Source organism: Rheinheimera sediminis, assembly GCF_004005375.1.
Classification (GTDB): Bacteria; Pseudomonadota; Gammaproteobacteria; order Enterobacterales; family Alteromonadaceae; genus Pararheinheimera.
On the sequence record NZ_RZUF01000020.1, the window covers coordinates 53,141 to 80,070 of the forward strand.

A 26,930-nucleotide genomic window follows, 5' to 3' on the forward strand; every position below is an offset into this window, starting at 1 on the left:
CAACTTACTCTAACTTCAACCTGCTTCAGTATATTTGGTGCCGCTTTGTCAGGGCCGCACTTAAATGTTTTTTGCTGTGATCTGACACAGAGATCGCGCGATACCGCGCTGCGTTGTCGCAATTTTTTTTTGCCTAAGTGACCGGAATCTGTGTTTTGTCTCTGTCAGTAATAAATTACGCAGCATTACTTCAGACAAATAGCGTTATTCTCGCCCGCAGAGTATAAATACGTTGGTTTTCCCAACGAATTCGGTATGATCTGCCTCCCGAACGGTGCCTCACATTTTCTCTTACGTCACTTTGAGCGCCCTAATTGCCGTTTTTGGCATAATTAGCCCGGTAATTATCCCACTAATTAGCGACCAATAGCAACTTAATTTAAGCTTAGCAGAGTAACTGAAACGCATGACTGAAAATATCAAAACTCCGGTGCAATATATTGATGTAGAAGAAGATTATTCCGGTCAACGCATAGATAACTTCTTAATGGCGCGCTTGAAGAGCGTACCAAAGAGTGTGATTTATCGGGTCTTGCGCAAAGGTGAAGTGCGGGTTAACAAAAAACGAATAAAACCTGAATACAAGCTGCAAGCTGGTGATCAGGTGCGGGTGCCACCATTGGTCGTTCATGACGAGCCGGAAAAAGAGCCGGTATCAACCGGTCTCGCTATGGTGAAAAACCTTGAAACTCATATTCTTTTTGAAGACAACGATTTAATAGTGCTGAACAAACCTACAGGCATGGCAGTGCATGGTGGCAGCGGTTTATCTTTTGGAGTGATTGAAGCATTAAGAGCATTGCGTCCAACAGCTCGCCATCTTGAGCTGGTGCACAGATTAGACCGTGATACTTCAGGTTGTTTACTGATCGCTAAAAAACGCTCTGTGCTGACCAATCTGCACGAACAGCTGCGCTTAAAAACAGTAGAGAAAAAATACTGGGCTTTAGTGGCAGGGCAGTGGGACAGCAAAATTAAAAAAGTCACAGATCCGCTGCGCAAAAATACCTTACAAAGTGGTGAGCGCGTGGTGAAGGTGGACGAAGCTTTAGGTAAGCCTTCGGAGACCCGTTTTAAAATTTTGCAGCGTTATGAAGAAGGCACTTTAGTTGAAGCTTTCCCTGTCACTGGTCGTACTCACCAAATTCGGGTGCATACCGCTTGTAAAGGTCACGCTATTGCCTGTGACGATAAATACGGTGATAACGAATTTACCTCACAAATGCAGAAACTCGGTTTAAACCGGTTGTATTTGCATGCCAAAACTCTGACCTTTACCCATCCAGGCACTGGCAAGTTGTTAACCTGCGAAGCGCCTTTGGATAACGCATTAAGTAATGTGCTTGAAAAACTGAAGAGAAAATAATGAGTTCTGATATTGCTTTAGTGGTATTTGACTGGGACGGCACAGTGATGGACTCAGTGGGGCGTATTGTTTCTTCGATGCGCTCTGCTGCAGAGCTGTCTGGTTTAGTGGTGCCGACTGAACATCAGGTGAAACAAATTATTGGCCTGAGCCTCGACCCTGTGTTTGATATTTTATTCCCTGGTATCAATGGCACACAGCGTCAGACTGTGTTTGAACATTACCGCGATCAGTATTTATCGCATGAGCATCCGCCGACACCTTTATTCGAAGGGGCTGAGCAGGTGATGCGAGAGTTAAAGCAGCAAGGTGTTTTATTGGCTGTGGCGACAGGCAAAGCCCGTAAAGGCTTAAAGCGGATGTTTGAAGAAACCGGATTAGAACCGTACTTCAGCACCAGCCGCTGCGCCGATGAAGCAGAATCGAAGCCCAGCCCTGATATGCTAAAGCAAATTCTGGCTGAACTGAACTTACCCGCTCACCGAGCTATTATGGTCGGGGACACTATTCACGATATGGCAATGGCGCAAGCCATAGAAATGCCACGCATTGGGGTGACTCATGGAGTGCATGGCAGGGAAGAGCTAAGCCGTTATCAGCCCAAAGCTATTATTGATTCGCTGCCAGAGTTGTTAACTGCGCTTTGATTTCTGTTTATATCAAATTGTAGGGGCGGGTCTTGTACCCGCCCGTCTTCACTAAACCGCGGTGCTCAGTGACGGGCCGGGACAAGCCACGGCCCCTACATCCGGCCATCTATTGATACTGCGTGCACCAATCAAGGCTGGGTGAGCAAATCCCTGCCTTCATTTCGTAGCATCTGTAATAAACGAATCAACGGCAGGCCTATTAAGCTGTTTGGGTCGTCGCCTTCAAGCTTTTCAAACAAGCTGATACCTAAACCTTCACTTTTGAAACTTCCAGCGCAGTTCAGTGGTTGCTCTCTATCTATATAAGCAAGGATCTCAGCATCCGTCAGTTGACGAAAATGCACTTTAAATGGCTCGACACAAAGCTGATGCTGTTTTGTTTCGGCATTGACCAGAGCCAGGCCAGTTAAAAAGGTGACACAATGGCCGCTAAAGCTTTTTAACTGTTTATAGGCATTTTCCGCGGTATGAGGTTTGCCGAGGATTTGATTGTTAAATACAGCCACCTGGTCTGAACCTATGACTAAACCTTGTGTCAGGCTATTGGCTACAGCTTGTGCTTTTAATACAGCTAAGCGGCTAACCAGTTGTTCCGGTGTTTCGCCCGGTAGAGCGGTTTCGTCGACGTCAGGTTTTGCGGTAGAAAAGTTCGATGTTAGTTTTTCCAGTAAAGCCTTACGATATAAAGAAGTAGAGGCTAAATACAAAGCTGTGGTTGACATAAAAGCACCTCGTTGGGACAATGCGCCGCACTATACCTTTACTGACTGAAGTTGCAACTTTGTTAGCTGTACTTTTTCCATACATTTTCACCCTTTGTCGATGCGTAGTGGGTGTTAAAAGCATGTGGTTGCGCTCTAACTTGAGTTACTTTGGCTGAATTCAGCCAGAACGGCCGTCAGAACAGCGGTTTAGGCGGGAATAATTAACAAAAAAGAGGCAGGAATCCTTTGACAGCTCTAGCCTCGATCTATATGATGCGCGCCTTATGCAAAAGGTAAAAATTCCAATTACCCTTGATCCAACCCGAGCTGCACAGAAACGTGCAACCTTTGATGGTATAGTTCCTCTGGTTAATTTAACCAGATTAACGGACTCGTTAGTAAGTTCAGAGGGTAATGTAGACGTAGTAATAAATTGCGGAACTGATGAACAGGGCCTGGTTTTTATTGAAGGCCAGGCTAGTTGTCAGGTACAAGTGAAGTGTGAGCGCTGTAGTGAACACATGACTCTGGAACTGAATACCAGTTTTGCATACACTCCAATTAGGAGTGACAAAGATTCGGCTCATGACGATATTCCAGAGCGCTACGAAGTGGTCGAAAAAAACGAACACGGCGAAGTTAACTTGAGGCAATTGGTTGAGGACGAATTAATTCTGGCTTTACCCTTGTTTCCTATGCACGACGAAGGATCTTGCGATCCAACCAAAGTGCAAATGAGCTGGGGAGAAATAGAACCAGAACCAGAAAAACCGAACCCATTTGCAATATTGCAAGAATTGAAGAAAAAATAGTTTTTTTAGGAGAAAGGCAATGGCTGTACAGCAAAACAAAAAATCTCGTGCAAGACGTGACATGCGTCGTTCTCATGATGCGTTGACTGGGCCAACGCTGTCTGTAGACGCAACTTCAGGTGAGACGCACCGTCGTCACCACATCACTGAAGATGGTTACTACAAAGGTCGTAAAGTAATTAAGTAAGGTTGGATGCACTTGTTGCAACCACTACGACTTAGTATAGCTTTAGACATGATGGGGGGCGACCATGGCCCCCAATCAACTATTCCCGCAGCTATTGAAGCTCTGTGCGAATTCCCCCATGTAGATCTTGTCCTCTGCGGCGATTCAGAAATACTTACCAATGAATTAGAACAGGCGGGTTATTTAAACCATCCTCAGCTTTCTATTCAGCATGCTTCCCAATTAGTTTTGATGACCGACAAACCTTCTGTGGCTTTGCGCAATAAGCGCCAGTCGTCGATGCGTATTGCGTTGGATTTAGTCGAACAAAACAAAGTGGCCGCTTGTGTCAGTGCCGGTAATACCGGGGCTTTGATCGCTATGGCGCATTTTGTATTGAAGATGCTCAATGGTGTTGAACGTCCTGCTTTAATCAGCAGTTTGCCTTCTACGGTCGGCAGTCCGGTCTTTATGCTGGATTTGGGCGCAACAGTGAATTGTGATTCTGACACCTTATTCCAGTTTGCCGTGATGGGTGCTGTGATGGCCGAAGAGGTGGAAGGCATAGTCAAACCCAAAGTAGCTTTGCTAAATATGGGCGAAGAAGAAATTAAAGGTTCGGATCAAATCAAAAGAACCTCCTTACTCTTATCCGAATGTGCGGATATCAATTACATTGGCTACATCGAAGGTAATGACATTTTTTCCGGCAAGGCTGACGTGATAGTCTGTGATGGCTTTGTCGGTAATGTTGCGCTAAAAACCTGTGAAGGTGTGGCGAAGCTCATCTTAAAACGCTTAGAAACTGCACTGAAAAACTCCATGTCTGCTCAACTTTTCGGCTGGTTAATCAAACCTTTCCTGAAAAGTATGTCTTTAGGCGTGAACCCCGACCAGTATAACGGGGCAAGTCTGATAGGATTGCGCGGAATTGTAGTGAAAAGTCATGGAAATGCGACAAAAGAAGCATTTCTTAGTGCCATCCGTCAGGCCGTGCGCGAGGTTGAACGCCAGGTGCCGGTGAAGATCAAAGACAGGCTGGAACACGTATTAATTGACAAAGCGTAGGGCCCAATGTATTCACGCATTATTGGAACCGGAAGTTACTTTCCGTCTCAGGTCAGAACCAATGCTGATCTCGAAACCATGGTTGAAACCACAGACGAGTGGATCATCGAACGTACTGGTATCAAAGAACGCCGCATTATAGGTGACAATGAAACTGTCGCTACTATGGGAGCTCAGGCTGCACTCAAAGCTATTGAAGCAGCGGGCATCGAAAAAAACTCCATTGATATGATTGTCATGGCGACCACCAGCGCTTCCCGAGCTTTGCCCAGCGCAGCCTGCGAAGTACAAAGAGAACTGGATATTCCGGGTATTCCGGCTTTTGATGTAGCAGCCGCCTGTGCTGGCTTTTGTTATGCCTTAAGTATTGCAGACCAATATGTAAAAAGCGGCATGGCAAAACGAGTGCTGGTGATAGGGGCAGACTGTTTATCGCGTTTAATGAGCCCTGAAGACCGCAGCATGGTGATTTTATTTGGTGATGCCGCAGGCGCTGTTATTTTAGAAGCGTCAGAGCAGCCGGGTATTTTATCTACTCATATTCATGCTGACGGTAAACATTCCGAATTATTGTATGTCGATAACCCTGTACGTGGCGTTGAAGCATCAGTGCACAGCTCCTGGGGCGCGATGAAAGGCAACGAAGTTTTTAAAGTTGCAGTCACACGATTATCTGAAGTAGTTGAGCAAACTCTGGCCGCTAACAATATGGATAAATCGCAAATTGACTGGTTAGTACCACATCAGGCTAACCTGCGCATTATCTCTGCTGTGGCCCGCAAACTGGATATGTCGATGGAACAGGTGGTGATCAACCTCGACAGATACGGCAATACCTCTGCTGCGACAGTACCTACAGCCTTAGACGAAGCTGTGCGTGACGGCCGTATCCAGCGCGGACAAACTATATTGCTTGAAGCATTTGGCAGTGGTTTTGCCTGGGCTTCGGCTTTAATACGTTACTAACTATTACGAGAAGATTTGCAGGAAAAATGATGAACAACAAACTTGCATTAGTGTTTCCAGGACAGGGTTCACAAAGCGTTGGCATGTTATCTGAACTGCATGCAGAGTTCGCAACAGTTCGCGATACCTTCGCCGAAGCTTCAGCAGCTTTAGGTTATGACTTATGGGCCTTAGTCGCCCATGGCCCTGATACCGCATTAAACGAAACTCATCGCACTCAGCCTGCTTTATTAACAGCCTCAGTCGCTGTGTATAGAGTATGGCTGGAGCAGGGCGGTGCCAAGCCTGCTTATTTAGCAGGTCATTCTTTAGGTGAATACTCCGCTTTAGTCTGTGCTGGCGTTTTGACCTTGTCTGACGCTGTTAAGCTTGTGGAAAAACGTGGTCAGTATATGCAATTGGCTGTGCCTGCCGGTACTGGCGCTATGTCAGCTATTATTGGTCTGGACGATGCGTTGATTGCCAAAGCTTGCGCTGAGGCCGCTCAAGGAGAAGTAGTATCTCCTGTGAATTTTAACTCACCAGGCCAAGTGGTGATTGCCGGAAATAAAGCTGCGGTAGAACGCGCCAATGAACTTTGTAAAGCCGCTGGTGCCAAACGTGCGCTGCCTTTACCTGTATCTGTGCCGTCGCACTGCGCTTTAATGAAGCCTGCAGCTGATCAATTGGCAGATGATTTAAACAGTATTTCGTTTCATACAGCTGTCATACCTGTAGTGAACAATGTCGACGTTGTTGCGCCAGCAGATGCTGCTGCCATCAAAGATGCGTTAGTGCGTCAGTTGTATAGTCCGGTGCGCTGGACTGAAAGTATCGAGTTTTTAGCTGCACAAGGCGTGGACACTGTGATTGAACTGGGTGCAGGCAAGGTATTAAGTGGCTTAATTAAACGTATTAATAAAGAGCTGAACACGGCTTCAGTCACAGATGTAGCGTCACTAAAAGACGCTTTAGCTGCAGAATAATAAAAGGTTTAACTAGAATGACGACTCCATTTATTTCGTTAGAAGGCCAGGTGGCCTTAGTCACTGGCGCCAGTCGTGGTATTGGGCGCGCTATTGCTGAGCAATTAGCTGCTTTGGGCGCTAAAGTGGTTGGAACTGCAACAACTGACTCAGGCGCTGCGGCTATTTCTACTTATTTAGGTGACAAAGGTTTAGGCCTGGTGTTAAATGTCAGCGATACAGCTTCAATAGAGCAGTGTTTAGAGACTATTAAAGCTCAGTTTGGTGATATTGATATTCTGGTGAACAACGCTGGTATTACCCGTGATAACCTGTTGATGCGCATGAAAGAAGAAGAATGGTTCGACATCATGCAAACCAATTTGACATCAGTGTACCGTTTAAGTAAAGCTGTACTGCGCAGTATGATGAAAAAGCGTCACGGCCGGATCATCAGCATAGGTTCAGTGGTAGGTTCTATGGGGAATGCGGGTCAAACTAACTATGCTGCAGCGAAAGCCGGTGTATTAGGTTTTACCAAGTCATTGGCTAAAGAAGTTGCTTCCCGTGGTATCACGGTGAACGCTGTTGCACCAGGTTTTATCGACACCGATATGACCAAAGAATTGTCAGAAGAGCAAAAAGAAGCAATTTTCAGCCAGGTCCCGGCGAATCGCCTGGGCAAGCCGGAAGAGATAGCGGCCGCTGTAGCCTTTTTGGCTTCAGGTCCGGCAGCATATATTACGGGTGAAACCATCCATATCAACGGTGGTATGTATATGGTGTAAGTTTTTGCCAGTGTGCCTGAAGTAGCAGTCCATAAAACTGCAGTTTCAGGAACTAAGGCAAGTTTGCCAACGTCATTGGTGGTGCAGCGCGACGACAAGCGAATAGTCCCCATGAAGATAGTATTCTATGTGATTGGGGCGACAGAGCGCAGTCAACAAAGCTGCGGCTTCAAGGACAAAGGCAAATGGTTTGACCAGCAGGAAAAGCGAATGCCTTTGCTTGCAACAAACCGGGCTTACGCATAAACTAGCCGCCACACAAAATTGCACCAATTGTTGCGATTTACATGAGAAAAAGGAAGAAAAGATGAGCAACATCGAAGAACGCGTTAAAAAAATTATCATCGAGCAGTTAGGCGTTAAAGAAGAAGAAGTGAAGCACGAATCTTCTTTCGTTGACGATTTAGGCGCTGACTCTCTGGACACGGTAGAATTAGTTATGGCTCTGGAAGAAGAATTCGACACAGAGATCCCTGACGAAGAAGCTGAAAAAATTACAACGGTACAGTCTGCTATCGACTATATCAAAGCCCACGCTGAGTAAGCGTTAAGCTGACAAAACGGGTAGCCTCTGCTACCCGTTTTTGTTTCTGAAGCTGTCCGCTACGCGCGCTACGCTGAAGCGGATCAGCAATAGAGAATAATTTCGACTGCGGAGGATTCTGTGGCAAAACGTCGAGTGGTTGTGACGGGCTTAGGTATGCTAACGCCCCTGGGGAACGATGTAACGTCGACCTGGCAGGCTTTATTACAAGGTCAAAGTGGAATAGCGCTGTTTGATCATATTGATCCAGAGGCTTACACCACGAAATTTGCTGGTTTAGTCAAAAATTTTGACGTCGAACAGTTTTTCCCGGCCAAAGAAGCCAAGAAAATGGATTTATTTATCCAGTACGGTGTGGCTGCAGGTGTGCAGGCATTTAAAGATTCCGGACTGGAAATTAACGAAGAAAACGCCGAACGTATTGGTGTTGCTGTAGGTTCAGGCATAGGTGGTTTAGGTTTAATCGAAGAAAACCACACCAAATTACTGAACAGCGGCCCACGTCGTTTATCGCCGTTTTTTGTGCCTTCTACCATTATCAACATGATTTCTGGCCATTTATCCATCATGTTAGGTCTGCAAGGTCCGAATATCAGTATTGTCACAGCTTGTACTACAGGTGTGCATAACATTGGTCAGGCTGCCCGTATGATTGCTTATGGTGATGCGGATGCCATGATTGCAGGTGGTGCAGAAAAAGCTTCTACGACTTTAGGTATGGGTGGCTTTGGTGCTGCCCGTGCCTTATCAACCCGTAACGATGCGCCACAACAGGCCAGTCGTCCATGGGATAAAGACCGTGATGGTTTTGTATTAGGCGATGGAGCTGGTGTTGTGGTGCTGGAAGAGTACGAACATGCCAAAGCCCGTGGTGCGAAAATCTACGCTGAACTGGTAGGTTTTGGCATGAGTGGCGACGCCTATCATATGACATCACCACCAGAAAATGGTCGTGGTGCAGCTTTGGCGATGAAAAATGCTTTACGTGATGCAGGCGTTAATGCCGATCAGGTGCAATACATCAACGCTCACGGCACATCCACGCCAGCAGGTGATATAGCTGAAACTATGGCGATTAAATCTATTTTTGGCGCAAAACCAGAAGGTTTAATGGTTAGTTCCAGCAAGTCGATGATGGGACACTTATTAGGTGCTGCAGGTTCTGTTGAATCTATTATCACTATTTTGTCTCTGATCGATCAGAAGGTATCTCCAACCATCAACTTGGATAATCCGGATGAAGGTTGTGACTTAGACTACGTACCGCACACAGCCCGCGATGCCAAAATGGAATACGCTTTATGTAATTCTTTTGGTTTTGGTGGCACCAACGGTTCTATTCTGTTTAAGAAAATCTAAAGCCTTGGGGTCAGGCCTTGAAAGTTGAATCAACATTCAAGGCCTGACCCCATCGTTTCTTTGACCCTTTGATTTCCTTTCTTTTTTTCCTACTTGTTCTCGTAATTCCTCGCTAGATCTGTTATTAAAAGTAAACACTGGGTAACACCCCCATTTCTTTAACCAACAGAAGCATATAAACAATGTCCTATAAAAAAAGCTGTGTTGCTCTGGCTCTGATGCTTTGTGCTCAGGTCTCTTTCGCTGATCCCATAGCCCAAACTAAAGGGAAGTTTGAAGATAAATTTCGTCAATTGGATGAGTCTTTGCCTACCCCTAATATTTACCGCAATGCGGCTGGTGAACCAGGGCAGCAGTACTGGCAGCAGCAGGTCGACTATAAGATCAAAGCCAGTCTGGATGAAGAAAAACGCCGTTTGTCCGCGAGTCAAAGCATCAATTACAAAAACAATTCGCCTTACACGCTGAAGTATTTATGGTTGCAGTTGGATCAGAATATATTTAAGTCAGATTCGATGGCCGAAGTCACCAGCACTTTTGGCGGAGGCTCTAGACCAAGCAATGATCAGCCTGCCAAAATTAGCCTGGACGAGTTACGTAATCTGCAGTTTTTAGCTGATCATGAATTAGGCTATCAGCTGGACAACATCAAACTAGCCGACGGAACTGCCCTTAAGTTTGTTGTTGTGGGCACTCAGATGCGGATTGATTTACCAAAACCACTCAAGCCCAAAGAGTCGCTGCAATTTTCTATGGATTTTGCGTTTAACATCGTCGAAGAAGACGCTGTATCTGCCCGCTCTGGTTACGAGCATTTTCCTAAAGACGCTCGCAAAGGTGGCAACGATATCTTCTTGTTCGCGCAGTGGTTTCCGCGTTTAGTGGCGTACACAGATTATGAAGCCTGGACCAATAAAGAATTTTTAGGCTCTGGTGAATTTACCCTGGAGTTTGGTGATTATGAGGTCGAGATGACGGTACCAGCCGATCATATTGTTTCCTCCACAGGTGATTTGACCAACGCTCCGGAAGTACTGACCAAAGAGCAGCAACAGCGTTTAGAACAAGCTAAAACAGCGAAACGCCCTGTGTTTATTGTGACTGAACAAGAAGCGCTGGAAAACGAAAAAGATGATACGGATGACAGCAAAACCTGGCGTTTTAAAGCAAATAATGTGCGTGATTTTGCCTGGGCTTCGTCACGTAAATTTATTTGGGATGCCAAAGGCTATCAACAAGGTGGCGCAGAGCAGCCTTTTGTGATGGCGATGTCGTTTTATCCAAAAGAAGGCGGTGATTTATGGAAAAAATACTCCACTGAATCAGTAGTCCACACCCTGGAAGTCTATTCTCGCTTCTCTTTTGATTATCCCTATTCGGTCGCTCAGTCGGTCAACGGTCCTGTAGGTGGCATGGAATATCCGATGATCACTTTTAACGGCCCTCGCACCGAGTTGCAAAAAGATGGCAGTCGTACTTATTCGCAGGCAGAAAAACGCTTTTTGATTGGTGTTGTTATCCATGAAATAGGGCATATTTATTTTCCTATGGTGGTGAACTCGGATGAACGCCAGTGGACCTGGATGGACGAGGGTTTAAACAGCTTTTTAGATGGTATCGCCGGTCGTGAATGGGACCCACAAATTCCATGGGGGGTTGAAGCTCGCGATATTACTGACTACATGAAAAGCGAGCAGCAAGAACCTATCATGACTCAGTCGGACAGCGTGACACGCTTAGGACCTAATGCCTACACCAAACCTGCAGTTGCACTGAATATTCTGCGTGATGTGATTTTAGGCCGTGAGCTGTTTGATTTTGCTTTTAAAGAATACGCCACCCGTTGGAAGTTTAAACGCCCAACGCCCTCAGACTTCTTCCGCACTATGGAAGAAGCTAGTGGTGTCGATCTGGATTGGTTCTGGCGCGGTTGGTTTTACAGCACAGACCATGTCGATATTTCGCTGGATAAAGTCTACAAACTGCAATTGGATACCAAAGACCCAGATATTGACTTCGAGCGTCGCCGTAAAGAAGAGCAAGACAAACCCATGCCCATTTTTGTTGAGCTGAATGAAGCCGAAGGCAAAACCACCTGGGTTGAGCGCAATAAAGATGTGAGCGATTTTTACGACAAGAACGACAGGTTTACTGTCACCAACAAAGAGCGCAACAGCTACCAGCAATTCCTGGCCGATTTAGAGCCATGGGAACGTCAGGTGTTTGAACGCGCTATCGAAGAGAACAAAAACTACTATGTGCTGAATTTCAGTAACTTAGGTGGTTTAGTTATGCCTATCTTACTGCAGCTGACTTTTGAAGATGACAGTGTGCAAGATTTGTATATTCCGGCTGAAATCTGGCGCAAAACTCCCGATGCTGTGAGCAAGCTGATTGTGACAGACAAAGTGCTAAAGCAGGTGGTTGTCGATCCCAAATGGTTAACTGCCGACGTCGATGTGGAAAATAACCATTACCCACGTCAGATTATTCCATCTCGCATCGAGGCGTTTAAACGGGAGAAAAGCAAAGAGCTGGTGGAACGTGACATTATGCAGGACAGCAAAACCAAGCTGAAGGATCCCAAGTCTAAGGATAAAAACGATTGATGCGGCTACTTATAATTCTGTGTTGTGTGATCAGTTTACAGTTGTCAGCACACGAAATGAAATCAGCTGTGACCAAAGTACTGTTTAATCAACGCACCGGCACTATTGAAATCATGCACAGGTTTTATCTGCATGACGCTGAGCATGCGGTGAAAAAGCTACTGGATAAATCGGCTGATTTACTGGCAAAACAGTCCACTCGCGACAGTTTTGCTTTGTATGTCTCCAGCCATTTTCAACTGAGAACTTCAGGGCAGGATCTGAAGCTAACGCTGGTAGGGAGTGAGCTGGACGGTCGTTTCTTCTGGGTCTATCAGGAAGTGACCATACCACAACAACTGACACAGCTGGAGTTGCGCCATGATTCATTGCAAAGCCTATGGCCGGATCAGGTGAATGTGGTCAATATTGAAGGCCGTGGCAAAGTGAAAACCCTCAAATTCACCCCAGAACAGCAATGGCAGCAGGTGCAACTGAGTAAATAGCTGCTGGAAATAGGGTCAGCTCATAGTGTTAACTGTTAACAATGTGATTTGACCCCATTTTTAAAATCATGGATTTCAGGCATACTTTCCGCCAGAATTTTTCAGATGGTTTGGACTGGTACTGATGCTTTATCCGCAGGCACCCAACAGCACAGATCGTAGCTTTCACTATGGTGACGGGCTTTTTACCACAATCAGGGTAAAAGACGGCAAAGTGATGCTGTGGGATTTGCATCTGCAGCGTTTAGTCGAAGGGACTAAACGTTTGCTGATCCACCCTTTTGATACAGACGAGCTGACTGCTAAAGTCCAGCAGGCTGTATCTGCGCCGCATCAAGTCATGAAGGTACTCATTAGTCGCGGCATGGCGGGGCGGGGTTATAGCCCGCAAGGTATAGAATCTCCTTGTTGTTATATCAGTACTGCAGCCTTACCTGATTACCGTGCCTGGCAGCAGCAGGGCATTCGTCTGGACCTGGCGGATTTTAAACTGGCGCAGCAACCCGCATTGGCTGGTCTGAAACATAACAACAGGCTGGAACAAGTGCTGATTAAAGCCGAATTAGCTCAGACAGATGCTGATGAGCTGGTTGTACTGGACCAGAGCGGCGCTGTGATTGAAGTGTCTGCGGCTAATTTGATGTTTTATAAAGAGGGCCTGTGGTTCACTCCTGCGCTCGATCAGGCTGGGGTGAATGGGGTGATGCGTCAACATCTGATGGCTCATCGAACAATCCGCGAAGGTCAGTTTTGCCTGGATGATCTGCAACAGGCAGAAGCGCTATTGATTTGTAATGCCCTGATGGGTGTAGTGCCGGTAAAACAATTTGCTGGTAAAACTAAAAATATTGAACTGGTGCGTCAGTTTATCAGCGGAGTTGAGCTTTGATCCGAACTTTTTTTGTAGTGCTGCTGGTTTCACTCGTATGTTTATTTGGCTTAACCAATATGTGGCAACAATACAGCCAAAGTCGCTTAGCTCTGACTGATACTTATATCAAAGTAAAAGCGGGCGACAGCGCGATGAAACTTTGCCGACAGTGGCAGCAGCAAGAATTGCTGAGCAGTGCTCAGTGTCGGTGGTTGTCTATTTATCTGCGTGTACACCCAGAGCTTGCAAAATTACAGCAGGGTGTCTACAGAGTACCAACAGAGCAAAAGTCATTCGCTTTATTACAAATCTTGCAGTTATTTGCCAGCGGCAAAGTGGCGCAATTTTCCTTTAGCATCAAAGAAGGTGAAACCTTAAGCCAGAGTTTTAAGCGTTTAGCGCAAGCTGAATTTCTAAAGCATGATTTGACTGATAAAGCTGCATTGGTAGAACTGGCAAAGTGGCCTGATGCCTGGGGCAACAAACCTGGCAACGCCGAAGCGCTATTTTTTGCTGAAACCTACAATTACACCGCCAACAGCACCAGCACTGAATTATTAAAACGGGCTAACGAGCTTTTGATCCAAAGAGTGCAGCAGGCATGGGACAGTCGACAAGCCAATTTACCTTACAAAACTCCCTATGAGTTGCTGATTATGGCTTCTATAATCGAAAAAGAAAGTGGCCATGAGCCTGAAAAAACTTTAGTCAGTTCGGTGTTTGTGAATCGTTTAGCACTTGGTATGAGATTACAAACAGACCCAACTGTGATCTATGGTTTAGGCGATAGTTTTAATGGCGATATCACAAGGGCTGATTTACGCAATCCACACCCCTATAATACCTATCAGCATTTTGGTTTACCACCAGGCCCAATAGCAGCACCAAGTGGCAGTTCTATCATAGCTGCAGCCCAGCCAGCGCAAAGTGACTGGTTGTATTTTGTCTCGAAAGGGGATGGCACGCATCAGTTTTCCCGTACTCTCAAAGAGCATAATGCCGCAGTGCAGCAATACATTTTTGGAAAGAAAAAACCATGACAACTTCAGGTCGTTTTATTGTAGTGGAAGGCCTGGAAGGCGCCGGAAAAACCAGTGCTATCCGAACTATCCAGCAATGGCTGAACGAACAACAGATTCAATTTATCAGCACCCGAGAGCCTGGCGGCACACCTTTAGCCGAACAGATCCGCACGCTAGTCAAACAAGTGCAGGATGAAATCGTTGCGCCAGAAACTGAATTATTACTGATGTATGCCTCCCGTGTGCAACTGGTCAAAACTGTGATCCAACCCGCCTTGCAGCAAGGTACATGGGTGCTGGGTGACCGTCACGATCTCTCCTCCCGTGCTTATCAGGGGGGAGGCCGTCAACTGGATGAAAGCCTGATCAACAGTATTCGTCAGGTTGTATTGGGTGATTTAAAGCCGGATTTAACGCTGTATTTAGATATAGACCCGGCTATCGGCTTACAGCGTGCTCAGGCTCGTGGTGAATTGGATCGTATTGAGCTGGAGCAACTGGCGTTTTTCCAGCGCACCCGGGCTAAGTATCTGCAAATAGCTGCAACTGAAGCCAATATTGTCACCATTGATGCCAGCCAGTCGATGCAGCAGGTGCAGCAGCAGATCCTGAATGCACTGCAACAGGCCTGGCAAAACGGACCTTTAAACCCTGGTTTAAGCCCGGATCTACAGAGCCATGTCTGATTTCCCCTGGCTGGACTCCTACCAATACAAACTGACTGAACTGGCGGCGAAAGGGCAGTTGCATCATGCCTTATTGCTGACAGGCCCTGCAGGTATTGGCAAATTGGCTCTGGCTAAACGTATAGCGGCCTACTTGCTTTGTAAATCTCCACTGCAACTGAATCCCTGTGGTTTATGTAAAAGTTGCCAGTTGATGGCCTCTGGCCATCATCCGGATCTGTGGCAATTGCCCACAGAAGGCGGTAGCAGTATTGGCGTGGATCCGATAAGAGCTCTGGGTCAGTTTATGCATGGCGCAGCACAGCAGGGGGGCGTTAAGCTGGCACTAATTCCGCACGCCGAACTGATGACAGAAGCTGCGGCTAATGCGCTGTTAAAAACGCTGGAAGAGCCGCCACAAAACAGTTTTTTGCTTTTACAAAGTGCCCATCCGGCGCAGCTGTTACCTACTATTTTAAGTCGTTGTCAAAGCTGGGCTTTAGCTCCTGTTTATGGTGAGCAAATTGAGCACTGGCTGCAGGAACACAGCAGCAGGCCAGTCCCTGATTTTTTACTGCACTATGTTGGCGGTGCACCCTTATTGGCGCTGAAGTTATTGGAAAACGACGAAGCAGCGGCAATTTCTGCGCAATTGGTTATGCTGAAGAAGTTCGTATCAGCTCAATTGGATTTGTACGAGCTGTTGGCTCATTTACCTGATACGGAACAACTGCCATCAACTTTATTCTGGTTTGTACGACAGGAGTTATGGCATAAAGGTGCAGATATGCAGCTGAAACATCATCAGTTGCTGATATCTTTGCAGCAATGGGGGCGTGATCGTCAACTGATCACTGGGCAAAATGCAGTGCTGAACTTGTCTGCTTTATTAGTACAACTCCGTTCAGCCTTGTTGTAACAGGAGCAAGCTTTGAACGAAATTGCGCTGGATTTTACAGAGTTAAAAGAGTTGTATCGCTGCTATATGCCATTTCTGAAACATGGAGGTTTGTTTGTGCCTGGCTCCCTAACTTATCGAATTGGGCAGTCAATTTCGTTAACTGTTACTTTGCCTGATGAAAAGCAAGCGGTGCGGGTCATTGGTCAAGTAGTATGGCTAACGCCCCAAGGAGCACAAAGCGCGACCCCTTCCGGTATTGGCGTAGCCTTTGTTGATGATAAGTTTCAGTTGCAGGAAAAAATTGAAAAATTACTGGGTGCTATGCTCGACTCCTCCGAGCCTAGATACAGCCTTTAATCGGCATTATTGACCTGATGTTTTTGTATGTACGCGTTGAATTTTTGGAGATTACTTTTGTTTGTTGATTCGCATTGCCACCTTGATCGTTTGGAATGGGATAAATTATCCCTGACGTTAGCTGAAGTTTTACAAGGAGCCGCTGCGGCTCAAGTAGAACACATGCTTTGTGTGTCTGTTAGTCTGAAAGAGTTTCCCGCGATGAAGCAACTAGTCGCTGCTTATCCTCAAGTTTCAGTGTCCTGTGGTGAACATCCATTGCATCAGGAAGATAGTATAAACATCGAGCTGTTGCGTCGTTATGCTGCTGATCCGGCAGTTGTGGCCGTGGGCGAGACAGGTCTGGATTATTTTTATAGCCCGGATAGCAAAGCCATTCAACAGGAAGCTTTTGTCGCTCATATTGCAGTAGCTCGTGAATTAAATAAACCTTTAATAGTGCATACCCGCGATGCCAGAGCTGATACCTTGAATTTATTGCGTTCCGGCGGTGCTGCCGACTGTGGTGGTGTTTTGCATTGTTTTACTGAAGACTGGGACACAGCAAAAGCCGCTTTGGATTTAGGGTTTTATATTTCGTTATCTGGCATTGTGACTTTTCGCAACGCTGACGAGCTGCGTGCTGTGGCCCGACAAATACCAGCGGATAGACTGCTGATCGAAACCGACTCGCCTTATTTAGCCCCTGTACCTTACCGTGGCAAAACCAACCAGCCTGCTTATGTCAGCGCTGTTGCAGCTTGTATCGCAGAGCAACGTAACGTCAGTATTGAACAATTAGCGGAACAAACAACAGAAAATTTTTATCATTTATTTCAATCAGTTAACAGGTTTTAGTTCGAAGGAAAAGTAGCCCAGAATCAAATGATTTATTCTGGGCTTAGGGGAATGGCTCATCTACATGAGCCGTGCGCTAGAGGGAACCACACAGGGCAAACGGGTTATTCAACTGAGTTGAGTGTAGACAATGCCTATGAAATTTTCCTGTATGCCTCTTTGCTTTTAAGTACTTCAATTCGAACCAAAAGACATAACTTATCCTGTGCTTATACCCTGGTTACCCCCAACTTATACAGTCTGGCTCAAGCCAGGTAAGACTTTGGCGGCTATAAAATACTCTTGGCACAAAACTGCTATAGAAGCCAAAGTGTTCACAACTGATTAATGTTAGAAAAAATTAATCTAATAAAAACTGCAAAATCGTCAGCTGAGCTAAAGATTCAGTGGCTGTTTTATCAAATGGGCTATCCGAATGAGTGCAGAAGTTTTTTGTTTATGCTGACTGTATCTGGGCACATAATCAGAGTTTTGGCGCTGCGGATAGATCCAGCAGCGCCGACTTGAACTGGGTTGGTTTTATCCTTGCTGATTTTTATCGTCGCTAAGCTGCTTTTGTTTATGTTCCCAACGGCGTTTGGCAAAACGGCGCATGTTTGGAATATCGTCGGTTTCATCCATAATAGGCTGACCAATAATGGATTCAATCACGTCCTCCATGGTCACCAGGCCCATCCAACTGCCGTATTCGTCATAAACTAATGCCATATGCTGACGTTCACGGATCAACTGTGACATCAGTTGTTCCACATTCAGCATATCTGAAATCACTTTCACTGGTTTCATAATGTCGGCAGCAGTTTGCTCTTCACTGAATTCCAGCATGTCGTAGCGAAACACTATACCCAAAGGGGCTTCATCATTATCCAGCACTGGATAACGTGAGAAACGATCTTTCTTGACGCGTTCTACCAAAGAAGACAAGGCTTCATCTGGCTTAGCGGATTCACAGACAGTGCGTGGTGTCATGATTTCGCGCACTTTAATGTCGTGTAAATCAAGAATATTAGCTATGACTCGTTGTTCATCTTCATCAAGTTTGTTGAGCTCACGACCTAATATAGTCAGTGCTTTTATTTCCTGACGTAAATCATGATCATGATGTCCACCTCCAAATAGCTTCATCACCTGATCTGACATCCAGATAAAGGGTTTTAGAATAAAAATCATGCCGTTGAGCAGAGTAGGTAACACCGGAGCCAAAGTTGGCCAATAGCGGGCTCCAATGGTTTTAGGTAATATTTCAGACAACAGCAGTATCAGCAGCGTCATGATAGCTGAGGCAATACCCAAATAACCGTCACCAAAAACTACAGTGACCTGAGCACCCACACCAGTGGCTCCCACAGTATGAGCTACTGTGTTTAATGTCAGGATCGCAGCCAAAGGCTGATCAATCTTCTCTTTGAGAGCTTTCAGTTTTTCGTAAAGCTTGGGCTGAGTCAGTTTTTGCTGGGCAATGTAGCTGGGCGTGATAGAGAGCAACGCTGCTTCAAGGATAGAACAGATAAAAGATACCGAAATTGATAACACCACAAACGCAATTAGTAAACTCATACGGGTTGATTACAACACTCCATTTTGCTTCGACGCCGATATTCAATCACAGCTGTGTCAGAAAATCGAGGAGAAAAATCTGTGTAACATTTTTTATTAAACATAGCTTTGTATGCCTTTGGCTTTTTTAAGTCTGAATCACCTATGTAACCTAAGGTTTATAAGTTTGTCAGAAATCAGCTCAGGCTCGGGGGTCAGGGCGAGAGCGTGATTGTGTTTTTTGTTCAGCCTGTTTGGTGATCGATCTTAATAACAGAAACGGCGAAACTAAACACGCCTGTTTCTCTCCAAAAACATACCAATCACGAGTTGGAATTGCTTAAAAAACGTTCGTGATCTTACCCTTGGCTCGGGGTATTCTGAAACTGAAAATACAATGTCGTTATATTTAGACTAGAGTGTTGTGAAAGCGAGTAGGCCTTGATTTGAGTCTGGCTGAAACTTTTTTAACCCGAGCTAAATAGCTATCTTGGTCGCCAATAAATTATTGTTGAATGTATCTTTAATTTTGTTGTGTGGCGGAGCAGTTATCCGAGTGTCTTTAACGGAGCTACTGGTGGTCTTGTCTTTTCTGGCTATTGGACTCTATGGCTTCAGCATAAGCCTAATGGTTTTGTTTTCCCTTTATGCTGCGTGGTTATACCATTATTGAATTAGGCTATTCCCGTCTTTAATAAGTGTGATGTTGGGTCGGTGTTAGCTTATCAATAGTGTAGCCTTGGTTGGCGACGTCAGCTTTTACTTTATTAGTATTCGCCTAAATCATGATAACGGTATTAGCGGGCTAGTTAACTTTAAGCCTGTGGATGATTGTCAGAGGTGTGAATATTCTGCAGTGGCAAAGCAGCACATAATCTTATACTTGGCTGTAACAGTTATTTATTTTTTTGGATTTTTGCTTTGGAGAAGAAAACGTATAGAACTCAGATGGACAAAGGGTCCCATTACGTATAGCAATAGTAGAACATCAACGCTAAAAAATAAGCTGAGTATATGCTCTTTGCCCATAATGCTGCACCAGGAAGGAAATACAAACTGCCGACACTTGTCTTCTGACACCATCAACAAAAAAGCCCCAAGAGCTACAAGCAATACAGCAATACCAGCTCGTTTAAACATAATGAGCCTAAGCTTGGCAGAAGGTTTAACGCGTATTTTCATCTTACAATAAGTATCCTGCGGTGAGCTTTACAGTTCCGACTTAAAGCTAATCTGTAGTGTAACGGACATCGTAGACTATGCCTTCGTTACAGGGACAGATCAAGAACCGATTATTATTGTCTGCAATGAGCGTCCTTAACCCAGGTTTTTAATCCCCGTCCAAAATTCCATACAACTTCCTCTAGTACTTTAGTCTTTATGTCGACATAACTAATCCTTCATCCTTGACCAAAGCAGTTAAAAGGGTTAAAACGTTATTACTTTTTACTTATTGTCGACAATCTGATGCTCGCTACCGATTTTAAAGAAGCTATTACTGCGGCCGACCGGGTGCTGGTGCAAATTCGCACCGCTATAGTGGAAGGCGAAATTCCTGCTGGTACTAAGATCAGTGAGCCTGAGCTGGCGCGGCGTTATGATTTGAGCCGTGCGCCGCTGCGTGAAGCCCTGGCGCGTTTAGAGCGCTGCCATTTAATAGAACGTACTCCCAATGCTGGTGCCCGTGTGGTCAAGCTGTCGATTGAAGGTTTGCGTTCTTTGTATCAGCTGCGCGAAGAGCTGGAAGGGCTGGCGTGTCGTTTGGCGGCAGAGCATATGACAGAGCAGGAAATTGCCGAAGTCAGGGCGCTACTTGATCAGCATTTGTCGACACAACGGGTGCGCGAAGGTGAAAGTTATTACCAGGAGGCCGGCGATGTCGATTTTCATTACCGCGTCATCTTGGGCAGTAAAAATCCTTATCTGATTAATATTTTAAGTGACGAGTTGTATTTTCTGGTGCGGATGTATCGGGTGCAGCTTGGCATGAATGGCCCACGGGTATCGCGGGCTTTTGACGAACACAAAGCTATTATTAATGCCATTGCCAACCGTGATGGCGAATTGGCCGATTTATTGATGCGCCGTCATATCGCCGCATCCAAACGCAATATTGAACAACAGTTACTTCAACAGGGGACTTCACATGGCTAATGTAAAAAGCGCTGGCGCTCTGCTTCGTCAGGCAATTAAAGACAATCATCCATTACAGCTGGTCGGTACTATTAATGCGTACACCGCCTTGATGGCTGAGCGTGTGGGTCATAAAGCCTTGTATTTATCAGGCGCTGGTGTGGCCAATGCTTCTTTTGGTTTGCCGGATTTAGGCATGACCTCGTTAAACGATGTCTGTGAAGATATCCGCCGTATTACTGGTGCGACTGAACTGCCTTTGCTGGTGGATGCGGACACTGGCTGGGGCGGCGCTTTTAATATTGCCCGTGCCGTCAAAGAGATGACCAATGCCGGTGCTGCAGGTTTTCATATTGAAGATCAGGTGGCGCAAAAACGTTGTGGCCACAGACCCAACAAAGAAATCGTATCTTTGGAAGAAATGGTAGACCGCGTTAAGGCGTCAGTGGATGCCAGAACAGACGAAAACTTTTTTATTATGGCGCGCACTGATGCGTTGCAACAACAAGGTTTAGAAGCTGCTATTGAACGGGCTTTAGCTTGTGAAGCTGCTGGTGCCGATGCCATTTTTGCTGAAGCTGTGTATACGCTGGAGCAATATCAGGCTTTTACCAAGGCGCTGAAAGTGCCTGTATTGGCCAATATCACCGAGTTTGGCCAAACGCCACTGTTTAACAAAGCCGAGCTGGCTGCTGTAGGTGTGGATATGGTGTTGTATCCATTAAGTGCCTTCCGAGCTATGAATAAAGCTGCACTGAATGTGTATGAATCTATTCTGGCCAATGGCGATCAAAAAGCAGTAGTTGACAGCATGCAAACCCGTGCTGAACTTTACGACTTTCTGAACTATCACAGTTATGAGCAGAAATTAGACTCTCTGTTTGCCGCCAAAAAATAACCACAAGCAAACAGCATTCAATAAATCAACAGAACAAATTAAAAACGGAGAGACAAGATGGCGAACGCAAAAGAGTTATCAGGCGCAGGCTTACGTGGTCAAATCGCAGGTAAAACCGCTTTATCCACAGTGGGCAAAACAGGGTCAGGCTTGACCTACCGTGGTTATGACGTCAAAGACTTAGCCGCTCACTGTGAATTTGAAGAAGTAGCACATCTGATTTTAAAAGGCGAGTTACCCAATCAGGCTGAACTGGCTGCGTACAAAAACCGCTTAAAAGCGATGCGTCAGCTGCCACAGGCATTAAAAGAAGTGCTGGAACGCATTCCTGCTTCGGCTCATCCAATGGATGTAATGCGTACTGGCTGCTCTATGCTCGGCAACTTAGAAACTGAACAGAGTTTTGCTGAGCAACAGGATGCGACCGACCGTTTACTTGCTATTTTCCCTGGTTTAATTAACTACTGGTATAACTTCAGCCATAAAGGCCAGCGCATTGAAGTGGAAACAGCGGCCGATTCTATTGCCGAACAGTTCCTTTGGACTTTGCATGGTGAAAAACCAACTCAGCTGCATACAGATGTGATGAACTCTTCGCTGATTTTATATGCAGAGCATGAGTTTAATGCCTCAACTTTTACGGCCCGTGTTTGTGCTTCTACCTTAAGTGATATGCACTCTTGTATCACAGGCGCTATTGGTTCATTACGTGGCCCTCTGCATGGTGGCGCGAACGAAGCGGCGATGGAACTGATTGAAAAGATGGACAATCCGGATGATGCCGAAACCAAGTTAATGGGCATGCTGGAACGTAAAGAAAAAATCATGGGCTTTGGCCATGCCATTTATGCCGAGTCCGACCCACGTAATGCGGTGATCAAAGAGTGGTCGGAAAAGCTTGGCAACGCCAACGGCAATACGTCCTTGTACGACATTTCTGTGCGCTGTGAAGCGGTGATGTGGCGTGAGAAAAAACTGTTCTGTAACGCAGATTTCTTCCATGCCTCGGCTTACAACTACATGGGTATTCCAACCAAGCTGTTTACGCCTATTTTTGTCTGTTCACGTTTAACAGGCTGGGCTGCTCATGTGATGGAACAACGTGCCGACAACCGTATTATTCGCCCAAGTGCTGAATATACAGGGGTAGAACCACGTAGTGTTAAGCCGCTATCAAGCCGTTAAGCAAAAAACACCCAAATAATAAAAGCCCTTAGTGGGCTTTTATTGGATCTAACGTAAACAATTTAACTGAGTGGCCACGCCATGAATTCTAATTACCGTAAAAACTTACCAGGCACTAGCCTGGATTATTTTGATGCAGCAGCTGCATGCAACGACATTGAACCTGGTTCTTATGCCAAATTGCCTTATACCTCCCGTGTTCATGCTGAAAACTTAGTGCGCCGCTGCGATCCGGCGACTTTAACTGACTCATTAAAACAGCTGATTTACCGCAAGCAGGATCTGGATTTTCCATGGTTTCCGGCCCGTGTGGTGTGCCACGATATTTTAGGTCAAACCGCTTTAGTCGACTTAGCTGGCCTGCGTGATGCTATTGCGCTACAAGGTGGCGATCCGGCCAAAGTAAATCCTGTAGTGCCAACTCAGCTGATTGTTGATCACTCTTTGGCGGTAGAGCATGCTGGTTTTGAAAAAGATGCTTTTGAGAAAAACCGCGCTATTGAAGACAGACGTAACGACGACAGATTCCACTTTATCAACTGGACCAAAAAAGCCTTTAAAAATGTCGATGTGATCCCACCAGGCAACGGCATTATGCACCAGATCAATTTGGAGCGGATGTCACCAGTTATTCACGCTATTGATGGCGTGGCTTTCCCTGATACCTTGGTCGGCACCGACAGCCATACGCCTCATGTGGATGCCTTGGGTGTTATTGCTATTGGGGTAGGTGGCTTAGAAGCAGAAAGTGTGATGTTAGGCCGTGCGTCATGGATGCGTTTGCCGGATATTATTGGCGTGGAGCTGACCGGTAAAGCACAACCAGGCATTATGGCAACCGACATAGTCTTGGCCTTGACTGAATTTTTACGCAAAGAAAAAGTGGTCTCTGCCTATCTGGAGTTTTTTGGCGAAGGCGCCAGCAGCCTGAGTTTAGGCGACCGCGCTACTATCTCTAATATGACGCCAGAATATGGTGCGACAGCCGCTATGTTCTCTATCGATCAGCAAACTCTGGATTATTTAACCCTGACAGGCCGCGAGCCAGCGCAAGTCAAGCTGGTGGAAACTTACGCTAAAACCGCAGGTTTATGGTCCGACAGTTTAAAAACTGCTGAATACGAGCGTGTATTAGGTTTTGATTTATCCAGTGTCGGCCGCACTATTGCCGGTCCTTCCAATCCACATGCCCGGGTGTCGACCAGCGATTTAGCCGCTAAAGGCATTAGTGGTGTGGTAGAAAACGAGCCTGGTTTGATGCCGGATGGCGCTGTGATTATTGCCGCTATTACCAGCTGTACCAACACCAGTAACCCACGTAACGTCATAGCTGCAGGCTTATTGGCCCGTAACGCCAAAGCTAAAGGCTTAAGCCGTAAGCCATGGGTAAAAAGCTCCTTAGCACCTGGTTCTAAAACCGTCGAGTTGTATTTAAAAGAAGCCAACTTACTCGAGGATTTAGAAAGTTTAGGTTTTGGCATAGTGGCTTTTGCCTGTACCACTTGTAACGGTATGAGCGGCGCTTTAGATCCGGTTATCCAACAAGAACTGATAGAGCGTGATTTATACGCCACAGCTGTGTTATCTGGTAACCGTAACTTTGACGGCCGTATTCACCCTTATGCCAAGCAGGCGTTTTTAGCATCTCCAGCTTTGGTGGTGGCTTACGCTATAGCCGGTACTATTCGATTTGATATCGAAAAAGACGTGCTGGGGCTGGATCAAGACGGCAACGAAATCCGCTTAAAAGATATCTGGCCAAGCGATGCTGAAATTGATGCTGTAGTGGCAAGCAGCGTCAAACCTGAACAGTTCCGTAAAGTCTATGAGCCTATGTTTGCACTCTCTGTCGACTACGGCGAAAGAATCAGCCCGCTGTATGACTGGCGTCCACAAACCACTTATATCCGCCGCCCTCCTTATTGGGAAGGCGCGCTGGCTGGTGAGCGCACTATGAAAGGTATGCGTGCACTGGCGGTACTGGGGGATAACATCACCACGGACCATTTGTCGCCATCCAACGCCATAATGATGGACAGCGCTGCCGGTGAATACCTGTATAAAATGGGGCTGCCGGAAGAAGATTTTAACTCCTACGCCACGCACCGCGGTGACCATTTAACAGCGCAGCGCGCTACTTTTGCTAACCCCAAGCTGATTAATGAAATGGCAGTGGTGGATGGCAAAATCAAACAAGGATCCTTGACCCGTATTGAGCCAGAAGGTGTGGTGACCCGGATGTGGGAAGCCATTGAAACTTATATGGAACGTAAGCAACCTTTAATCATTATTGCCGGTGCTGATTATGGTCAGGGCTCATCCCGTGACTGGGCGGCCAAAGGGGTGCGTTTAGCTGGCGTTGAAGCTATAGTCGCCGAAGGGTTCGAGCGTATTCACCGCACTAACTTAGTCGGCATGGGGGTATTACCGCTTGAGTTTAAAGCAGGCGTGAACCGTAAAACTTTAGCTTTGGATGGCACAGAAAGTTATGACGTTTTAGGTGAGCGTACACCTCGCACGACGTTGACTTTAGTGGTCACCCGTAGAAACGGCGAAGTGCTGCAAGTGCCTGTGACCTGTCGTTTAGATACAGCCGAAGAAGTGTCAATTTATGAAGCCGGTGGCGTGTTACAGCGTTTTGCCAAAGACTTCCTTGAAGCGAAAGTCTAAGAGCAGAGGCTAAAAAATGAGTTATTTACCGCAACTAAAAATCCCCGCCACTTATATCCGTGGTGGTACCAGCAAAGGTGTGTTTTTCCGTTTGCAGGATTTACCAGAAGCAGCACAAATCCCAGGCGCTGCCCGCGATGCTTTATTACTGCGTGTGATTGGCAGCCCGGATCCTTATGGCAAACAAATTGATGGCATGGGCGGCGCGACGTCCAGTACCAGCAAAACTGTGATTTTATCCAAAAGCCGCAAAGACGATCACGATGTCGACTACTTGTTTGGCCAGGTCTCCATCGATAAAGCTTTTGTTGATTGGAGTGGTAACTGCGGCAATTTATCTGCAGCTGTCGGCTCTTTTGCCATCAGCGCAGGTTTAGTCGATGCCGGCCGTATTCCAGCCAACGGCAAAGCCACAGTACGGATTTGGCAGGCCAATATAGGCAAAACCATTATTGCCTATGTACCGATGATCAATGGCGAAGTGCAGGAAAGCGGTGATTTTGAACTGGATGGTGTGACTTTCCCTGCTTCTGAAGTGCAACTGGAATTTATCGACCCAGCCGCTGATGAAGACGGCGAGGGCGGTGGTTCCATGTTCCCGACAGGCAACTTAGTGGATGATTTGGAGGTGCCAGGGGTTGGTACTTTTAAAGCCACGCTGATCAATGCCGGTATTCCGACTATTTTTGTCAACGCCAAAGATATTGGTTACACAGGTACTGAGCTGCAGGACGCTATTAACAGCGATACAAAAGCTTTGGCTATGTTTGAAACTATCCGTGCTTATGGCGCTGTCAAAATGGGCTTGATGTCGCATATAGACGACGCCAAAACCCGGCAGCATACGCCTAAGGTGGCTTTTGTTGCACCGGCTACAGAGTATGTTTCTTCCAGCGGTAAAGCTGTGGCTGCAGGCGATATTGATTTAGTAGTACGGGCTTTGTCTATGGGCAAACTGCACCATGCCATGATGGGCACTGCTGCTGTAGCCATTGGCACTGCAGCCGCCATTCCTGGCACTTTAGTCAATCTGGCGGCTGGTGGCGTAAAACGTAAAGCCGTGCGTTTTGGTCATCCATCCGGTACTTTAAGAGTGGGTGCTGAAGCTGCTTTAGTCGCTGGTGAGTGGCGAGTGACCAAAGCCATCATGAGCAGAAGTGCGAGGGTTCTGATGGAAGGCTGGGTTCGTGTGCCAGCAGGCAGTTTCTGATTGGGCTTAAATATCAAAGTCATAAGACAGAACCCGAATGCCTACTTTAGGGTTTATATGTAACCTGAACTCGGGGTAACGAGTGTCGACATTTGTTGATTTAATAAATAAAATCAAAGAAGTAGAAGTGTTTTTTAAAAACAGATCTCGTGAGTGACTGAATGCGCAGATTTTTGCGCATATC

General features: G+C 46.2%; 25 protein-coding genes. 23 read left to right on the forward strand and 2 right to left on the reverse strand.

Annotated features, from left to right (window positions below; genetic code table 11):
- The first annotated feature begins 406 nt into the window (after window positions 1-406).
- Window positions 407-1,366: a 23S rRNA pseudouridine(955/2504/2580) synthase RluC gene (gene rluC, locus EMM73_RS14455; protein WP_127687470.1), complete on the forward strand. Its 960-nt coding sequence runs from the start codon at window positions 407-409 to the stop codon at window positions 1,364-1,366.
- The gene (locus tag EMM73_RS14460) at window positions 1,366-2,013 is read left to right on the forward strand and encodes an HAD family hydrolase (RefSeq protein ID WP_127687472.1); all 648 of its coding nucleotides are present in this window, start codon (window positions 1,366-1,368) and stop codon (window positions 2,011-2,013) included. Before rluC ends, EMM73_RS14460 begins: the two co-directional genes overlap by 1 nt.
- 131 nt (window positions 2,014-2,144) lie before the next feature.
- Here the strand turns inward: EMM73_RS14460 and EMM73_RS14465 are convergent, their stop codons facing one another.
- Entirely contained in the window at window positions 2,145-2,738 is a 594-nt protein-coding gene (locus tag EMM73_RS14465) for a Maf family protein (RefSeq protein ID WP_127687474.1), read from the reverse strand.
- 266 nt (window positions 2,739-3,004) lie between these two features.
- Between EMM73_RS14465 and yceD the strand changes: the two genes are divergently transcribed.
- The 16 genes from yceD to EMM73_RS14545 all read left to right on the forward strand — a co-directional run bounded on the left by yceD (window position 3,005) and on the right by EMM73_RS14545 (window position 17,114).
- Window positions 3,005-3,532: a 23S rRNA accumulation protein YceD gene (gene yceD / locus EMM73_RS14470; protein ID WP_127687476.1), complete on the forward strand. Its 528-nt coding sequence runs from the start codon at window positions 3,005-3,007 to the stop codon at window positions 3,530-3,532.
- A 19-nt stretch (window positions 3,533-3,551) separates the two neighbouring features.
- Window positions 3,552-3,719 carry a 50S ribosomal protein L32 gene (gene rpmF, locus EMM73_RS14475; protein WP_008898943.1) on the forward strand — a complete coding sequence of 56 codons (168 nt, stop codon included), beginning with the start codon at window positions 3,552-3,554 and terminating at the stop codon, window positions 3,717-3,719.
- A gap of 6 nt (window positions 3,720-3,725) precedes the next feature.
- Window positions 3,726-4,766, forward strand: a complete 1,041-nt coding sequence (gene plsX / locus EMM73_RS14480) for a phosphate acyltransferase PlsX (protein ID WP_186435238.1) — start codon at window positions 3,726-3,728, stop codon at window positions 4,764-4,766.
- 6 nt (window positions 4,767-4,772) lie between these two features.
- On the forward strand, window positions 4,773-5,732 hold the full coding sequence (locus EMM73_RS14485; protein ID WP_127687478.1) for a beta-ketoacyl-ACP synthase III: 960 nt from the start codon (window positions 4,773-4,775) through the stop codon (window positions 5,730-5,732).
- A 29-nt stretch (window positions 5,733-5,761) separates the two neighbouring features.
- Window positions 5,762-6,697, forward strand: a complete 936-nt coding sequence (fabD, locus tag EMM73_RS14490) for an ACP S-malonyltransferase (protein WP_127687480.1) — start codon at window positions 5,762-5,764, stop codon at window positions 6,695-6,697.
- Between the two features lie 17 nt (window positions 6,698-6,714).
- Window positions 6,715-7,464: a 3-oxoacyl-ACP reductase FabG gene (gene fabG, locus EMM73_RS14495; protein WP_186435239.1), complete on the forward strand. Its 750-nt coding sequence runs from the start codon at window positions 6,715-6,717 to the stop codon at window positions 7,462-7,464.
- A 307-nt stretch (window positions 7,465-7,771) separates the two neighbouring features.
- Window positions 7,772-8,008, forward strand: a complete 237-nt coding sequence (gene acpP, locus EMM73_RS14500) for an acyl carrier protein (protein WP_008898948.1) — start codon at window positions 7,772-7,774, stop codon at window positions 8,006-8,008.
- A 120-nt stretch (window positions 8,009-8,128) separates the two neighbouring features.
- Window positions 8,129-9,367 carry a beta-ketoacyl-ACP synthase II gene (gene fabF, locus EMM73_RS14505; protein ID WP_127023422.1) on the forward strand — a complete coding sequence of 413 codons (1,239 nt, stop codon included), beginning with the start codon at window positions 8,129-8,131 and terminating at the stop codon, window positions 9,365-9,367.
- Window positions 9,368-9,549: 182 nt separating this feature from the next.
- Window positions 9,550-11,976 carry a M1 family metallopeptidase gene (locus tag EMM73_RS20365; protein ID WP_127687482.1) on the forward strand — a complete coding sequence of 809 codons (2,427 nt, stop codon included), beginning with the start codon at window positions 9,550-9,552 and terminating at the stop codon, window positions 11,974-11,976.
- Entirely contained in the window at window positions 11,976-12,461 is a 486-nt protein-coding gene (locus EMM73_RS14515; RefSeq protein WP_127687484.1) for a DUF6702 family protein, read from the forward strand. The genes EMM73_RS20365 and EMM73_RS14515 overlap by 1 nt, the downstream gene beginning before the upstream one ends.
- A gap of 124 nt (window positions 12,462-12,585) precedes the next feature.
- Window positions 12,586-13,350, forward strand: a complete 765-nt coding sequence (pabC, locus tag EMM73_RS14520; protein WP_127687486.1) for an aminodeoxychorismate lyase — start codon at window positions 12,586-12,588, stop codon at window positions 13,348-13,350.
- Complete coding sequence (gene mltG, locus EMM73_RS14525; RefSeq protein WP_127687488.1) at window positions 13,347-14,372, forward strand: endolytic transglycosylase MltG; 1,026 nt, start codon at window positions 13,347-13,349, stop codon at window positions 14,370-14,372. The genes pabC and mltG overlap by 4 nt, the downstream gene beginning before the upstream one ends.
- Window positions 14,369-15,040, forward strand: coding sequence for a dTMP kinase (tmk, locus tag EMM73_RS14530; RefSeq protein WP_127687490.1), 672 nt, complete (start codon window positions 14,369-14,371; stop codon window positions 15,038-15,040). The genes mltG and tmk overlap by 4 nt, the downstream gene beginning before the upstream one ends.
- Window positions 15,033-15,938, forward strand: coding sequence for a DNA polymerase III subunit delta' (holB, locus tag EMM73_RS14535; protein ID WP_127687492.1), 906 nt, complete (start codon window positions 15,033-15,035; stop codon window positions 15,936-15,938). Before tmk ends, holB begins: the two co-directional genes overlap by 8 nt.
- A 12-nt stretch (window positions 15,939-15,950) precedes the next feature.
- A complete protein-coding gene (locus EMM73_RS14540) occupies window positions 15,951-16,277 on the forward strand; it encodes a PilZ domain-containing protein (RefSeq protein ID WP_127687494.1) in 327 nt (108 codons plus the stop codon).
- A gap of 57 nt (window positions 16,278-16,334) precedes the next feature.
- Window positions 16,335-17,114, forward strand: coding sequence for a TatD family hydrolase (locus EMM73_RS14545; RefSeq protein WP_127687498.1), 780 nt, complete (start codon window positions 16,335-16,337; stop codon window positions 17,112-17,114).
- Window positions 17,115-17,633: 519 nt separating this feature from the next.
- Here the strand turns inward: EMM73_RS14545 and EMM73_RS14550 are convergent.
- On the reverse strand, window positions 17,634-18,671 hold the full coding sequence (locus EMM73_RS14550; protein WP_127687500.1) for a CNNM domain-containing protein: 1,038 nt from the start codon (window positions 18,669-18,671) through the stop codon (window positions 17,634-17,636).
- 1,446 nt (window positions 18,672-20,117) lie between these two features.
- Between EMM73_RS14550 and EMM73_RS14555 the strand changes: the two genes are divergently transcribed.
- The 5 genes from EMM73_RS14555 to prpF all read left to right on the forward strand — a co-directional run bounded on the left by EMM73_RS14555 (window position 20,118) and on the right by prpF (window position 26,746).
- Window positions 20,118-20,804 carry a GntR family transcriptional regulator gene (locus EMM73_RS14555; protein ID WP_127687502.1) on the forward strand — a complete coding sequence of 229 codons (687 nt, stop codon included), beginning with the start codon at window positions 20,118-20,120 and terminating at the stop codon, window positions 20,802-20,804.
- Complete coding sequence (gene prpB / locus EMM73_RS14560; RefSeq protein ID WP_127687504.1) at window positions 20,797-21,681, forward strand: methylisocitrate lyase; 885 nt, start codon at window positions 20,797-20,799, stop codon at window positions 21,679-21,681. Before EMM73_RS14555 ends, prpB begins: the two co-directional genes overlap by 8 nt.
- A gap of 57 nt (window positions 21,682-21,738) precedes the next feature.
- Window positions 21,739-22,866 carry a bifunctional 2-methylcitrate synthase/citrate synthase gene (gene prpC, locus EMM73_RS14565; RefSeq protein ID WP_127687506.1) on the forward strand — a complete coding sequence of 376 codons (1,128 nt, stop codon included), beginning with the start codon at window positions 21,739-21,741 and terminating at the stop codon, window positions 22,864-22,866.
- Between the two features lie 81 nt (window positions 22,867-22,947).
- The gene (acnD, locus tag EMM73_RS14570) at window positions 22,948-25,536 is read left to right on the forward strand and encodes a Fe/S-dependent 2-methylisocitrate dehydratase AcnD (RefSeq protein WP_127687508.1); all 2,589 of its coding nucleotides are present in this window, start codon (window positions 22,948-22,950) and stop codon (window positions 25,534-25,536) included.
- A 16-nt stretch (window positions 25,537-25,552) separates the two neighbouring features.
- The gene (prpF, locus tag EMM73_RS14575) at window positions 25,553-26,746 is read left to right on the forward strand and encodes a 2-methylaconitate cis-trans isomerase PrpF (protein WP_127687510.1); all 1,194 of its coding nucleotides are present in this window, start codon (window positions 25,553-25,555) and stop codon (window positions 26,744-26,746) included.
- The last annotated feature ends 184 nt before the right edge of the window (window positions 26,747-26,930 follow it).

What these genes read in the sequence shown, in the direction of transcription:
- prpB (WP_127687504.1), top strand. Translation starts at nt 20,797, where the DNA reads ATGGCTAATGTAAAAAGCGCTGGCGCTCTGCTTCGTCAGGCAATTAAA.
- fabG (WP_186435239.1), top strand. Translation starts at nt 6,715, where the DNA reads ATGACGACTCCATTTATTTCGTTAGAAGGCCAGGTGGCCTTAGTCACT.
- prpC (WP_127687506.1), top strand. Translation starts at nt 21,739, where the DNA reads ATGGCGAACGCAAAAGAGTTATCAGGCGCAGGCTTACGTGGTCAAATC.
- EMM73_RS14515 (WP_127687484.1), top strand. Translation starts at nt 11,976, where the DNA reads ATGCGGCTACTTATAATTCTGTGTTGTGTGATCAGTTTACAGTTGTCA.
- pabC (WP_127687486.1), top strand. Translation starts at nt 12,586, where the DNA reads ATGCTTTATCCGCAGGCACCCAACAGCACAGATCGTAGCTTTCACTAT.
- holB (WP_127687492.1), top strand. Translation starts at nt 15,033, where the DNA reads ATGTCTGATTTCCCCTGGCTGGACTCCTACCAATACAAACTGACTGAA.
- prpF (WP_127687510.1), top strand. Translation starts at nt 25,553, where the DNA reads ATGAGTTATTTACCGCAACTAAAAATCCCCGCCACTTATATCCGTGGT.
- EMM73_RS14550 (WP_127687500.1), bottom strand. Translation starts at nt 18,671, where the DNA reads ATGAGTTTACTAATTGCGTTTGTGGTGTTATCAATTTCGGTATCTTTT.
- plsX (WP_186435238.1), top strand. Translation starts at nt 3,726, where the DNA reads ATGCACTTGTTGCAACCACTACGACTTAGTATAGCTTTAGACATGATG.
- EMM73_RS14460 (WP_127687472.1), top strand. Translation starts at nt 1,366, where the DNA reads ATGAGTTCTGATATTGCTTTAGTGGTATTTGACTGGGACGGCACAGTG.
- rpmF (WP_008898943.1), top strand. Translation starts at nt 3,552, where the DNA reads ATGGCTGTACAGCAAAACAAAAAATCTCGTGCAAGACGTGACATGCGT.
- acpP (WP_008898948.1), top strand. Translation starts at nt 7,772, where the DNA reads ATGAGCAACATCGAAGAACGCGTTAAAAAAATTATCATCGAGCAGTTA.
- EMM73_RS20365 (WP_127687482.1), top strand. Translation starts at nt 9,550, where the DNA reads ATGTCCTATAAAAAAAGCTGTGTTGCTCTGGCTCTGATGCTTTGTGCT.
- tmk (WP_127687490.1), top strand. Translation starts at nt 14,369, where the DNA reads ATGACAACTTCAGGTCGTTTTATTGTAGTGGAAGGCCTGGAAGGCGCC.
- rluC (WP_127687470.1), top strand. Translation starts at nt 407, where the DNA reads ATGACTGAAAATATCAAAACTCCGGTGCAATATATTGATGTAGAAGAA.
- EMM73_RS14485 (WP_127687478.1), top strand. Translation starts at nt 4,773, where the DNA reads ATGTATTCACGCATTATTGGAACCGGAAGTTACTTTCCGTCTCAGGTC.
- yceD (WP_127687476.1), top strand. Translation starts at nt 3,005, where the DNA reads ATGCAAAAGGTAAAAATTCCAATTACCCTTGATCCAACCCGAGCTGCA.
- acnD (WP_127687508.1), top strand. Translation starts at nt 22,948, where the DNA reads ATGAATTCTAATTACCGTAAAAACTTACCAGGCACTAGCCTGGATTAT.
- fabD (WP_127687480.1), top strand. Translation starts at nt 5,762, where the DNA reads ATGAACAACAAACTTGCATTAGTGTTTCCAGGACAGGGTTCACAAAGC.
- EMM73_RS14465 (WP_127687474.1), bottom strand. Translation starts at nt 2,738, where the DNA reads ATGTCAACCACAGCTTTGTATTTAGCCTCTACTTCTTTATATCGTAAG.
- EMM73_RS14555 (WP_127687502.1), top strand. Translation starts at nt 20,118, where the DNA reads ATGCTCGCTACCGATTTTAAAGAAGCTATTACTGCGGCCGACCGGGTG.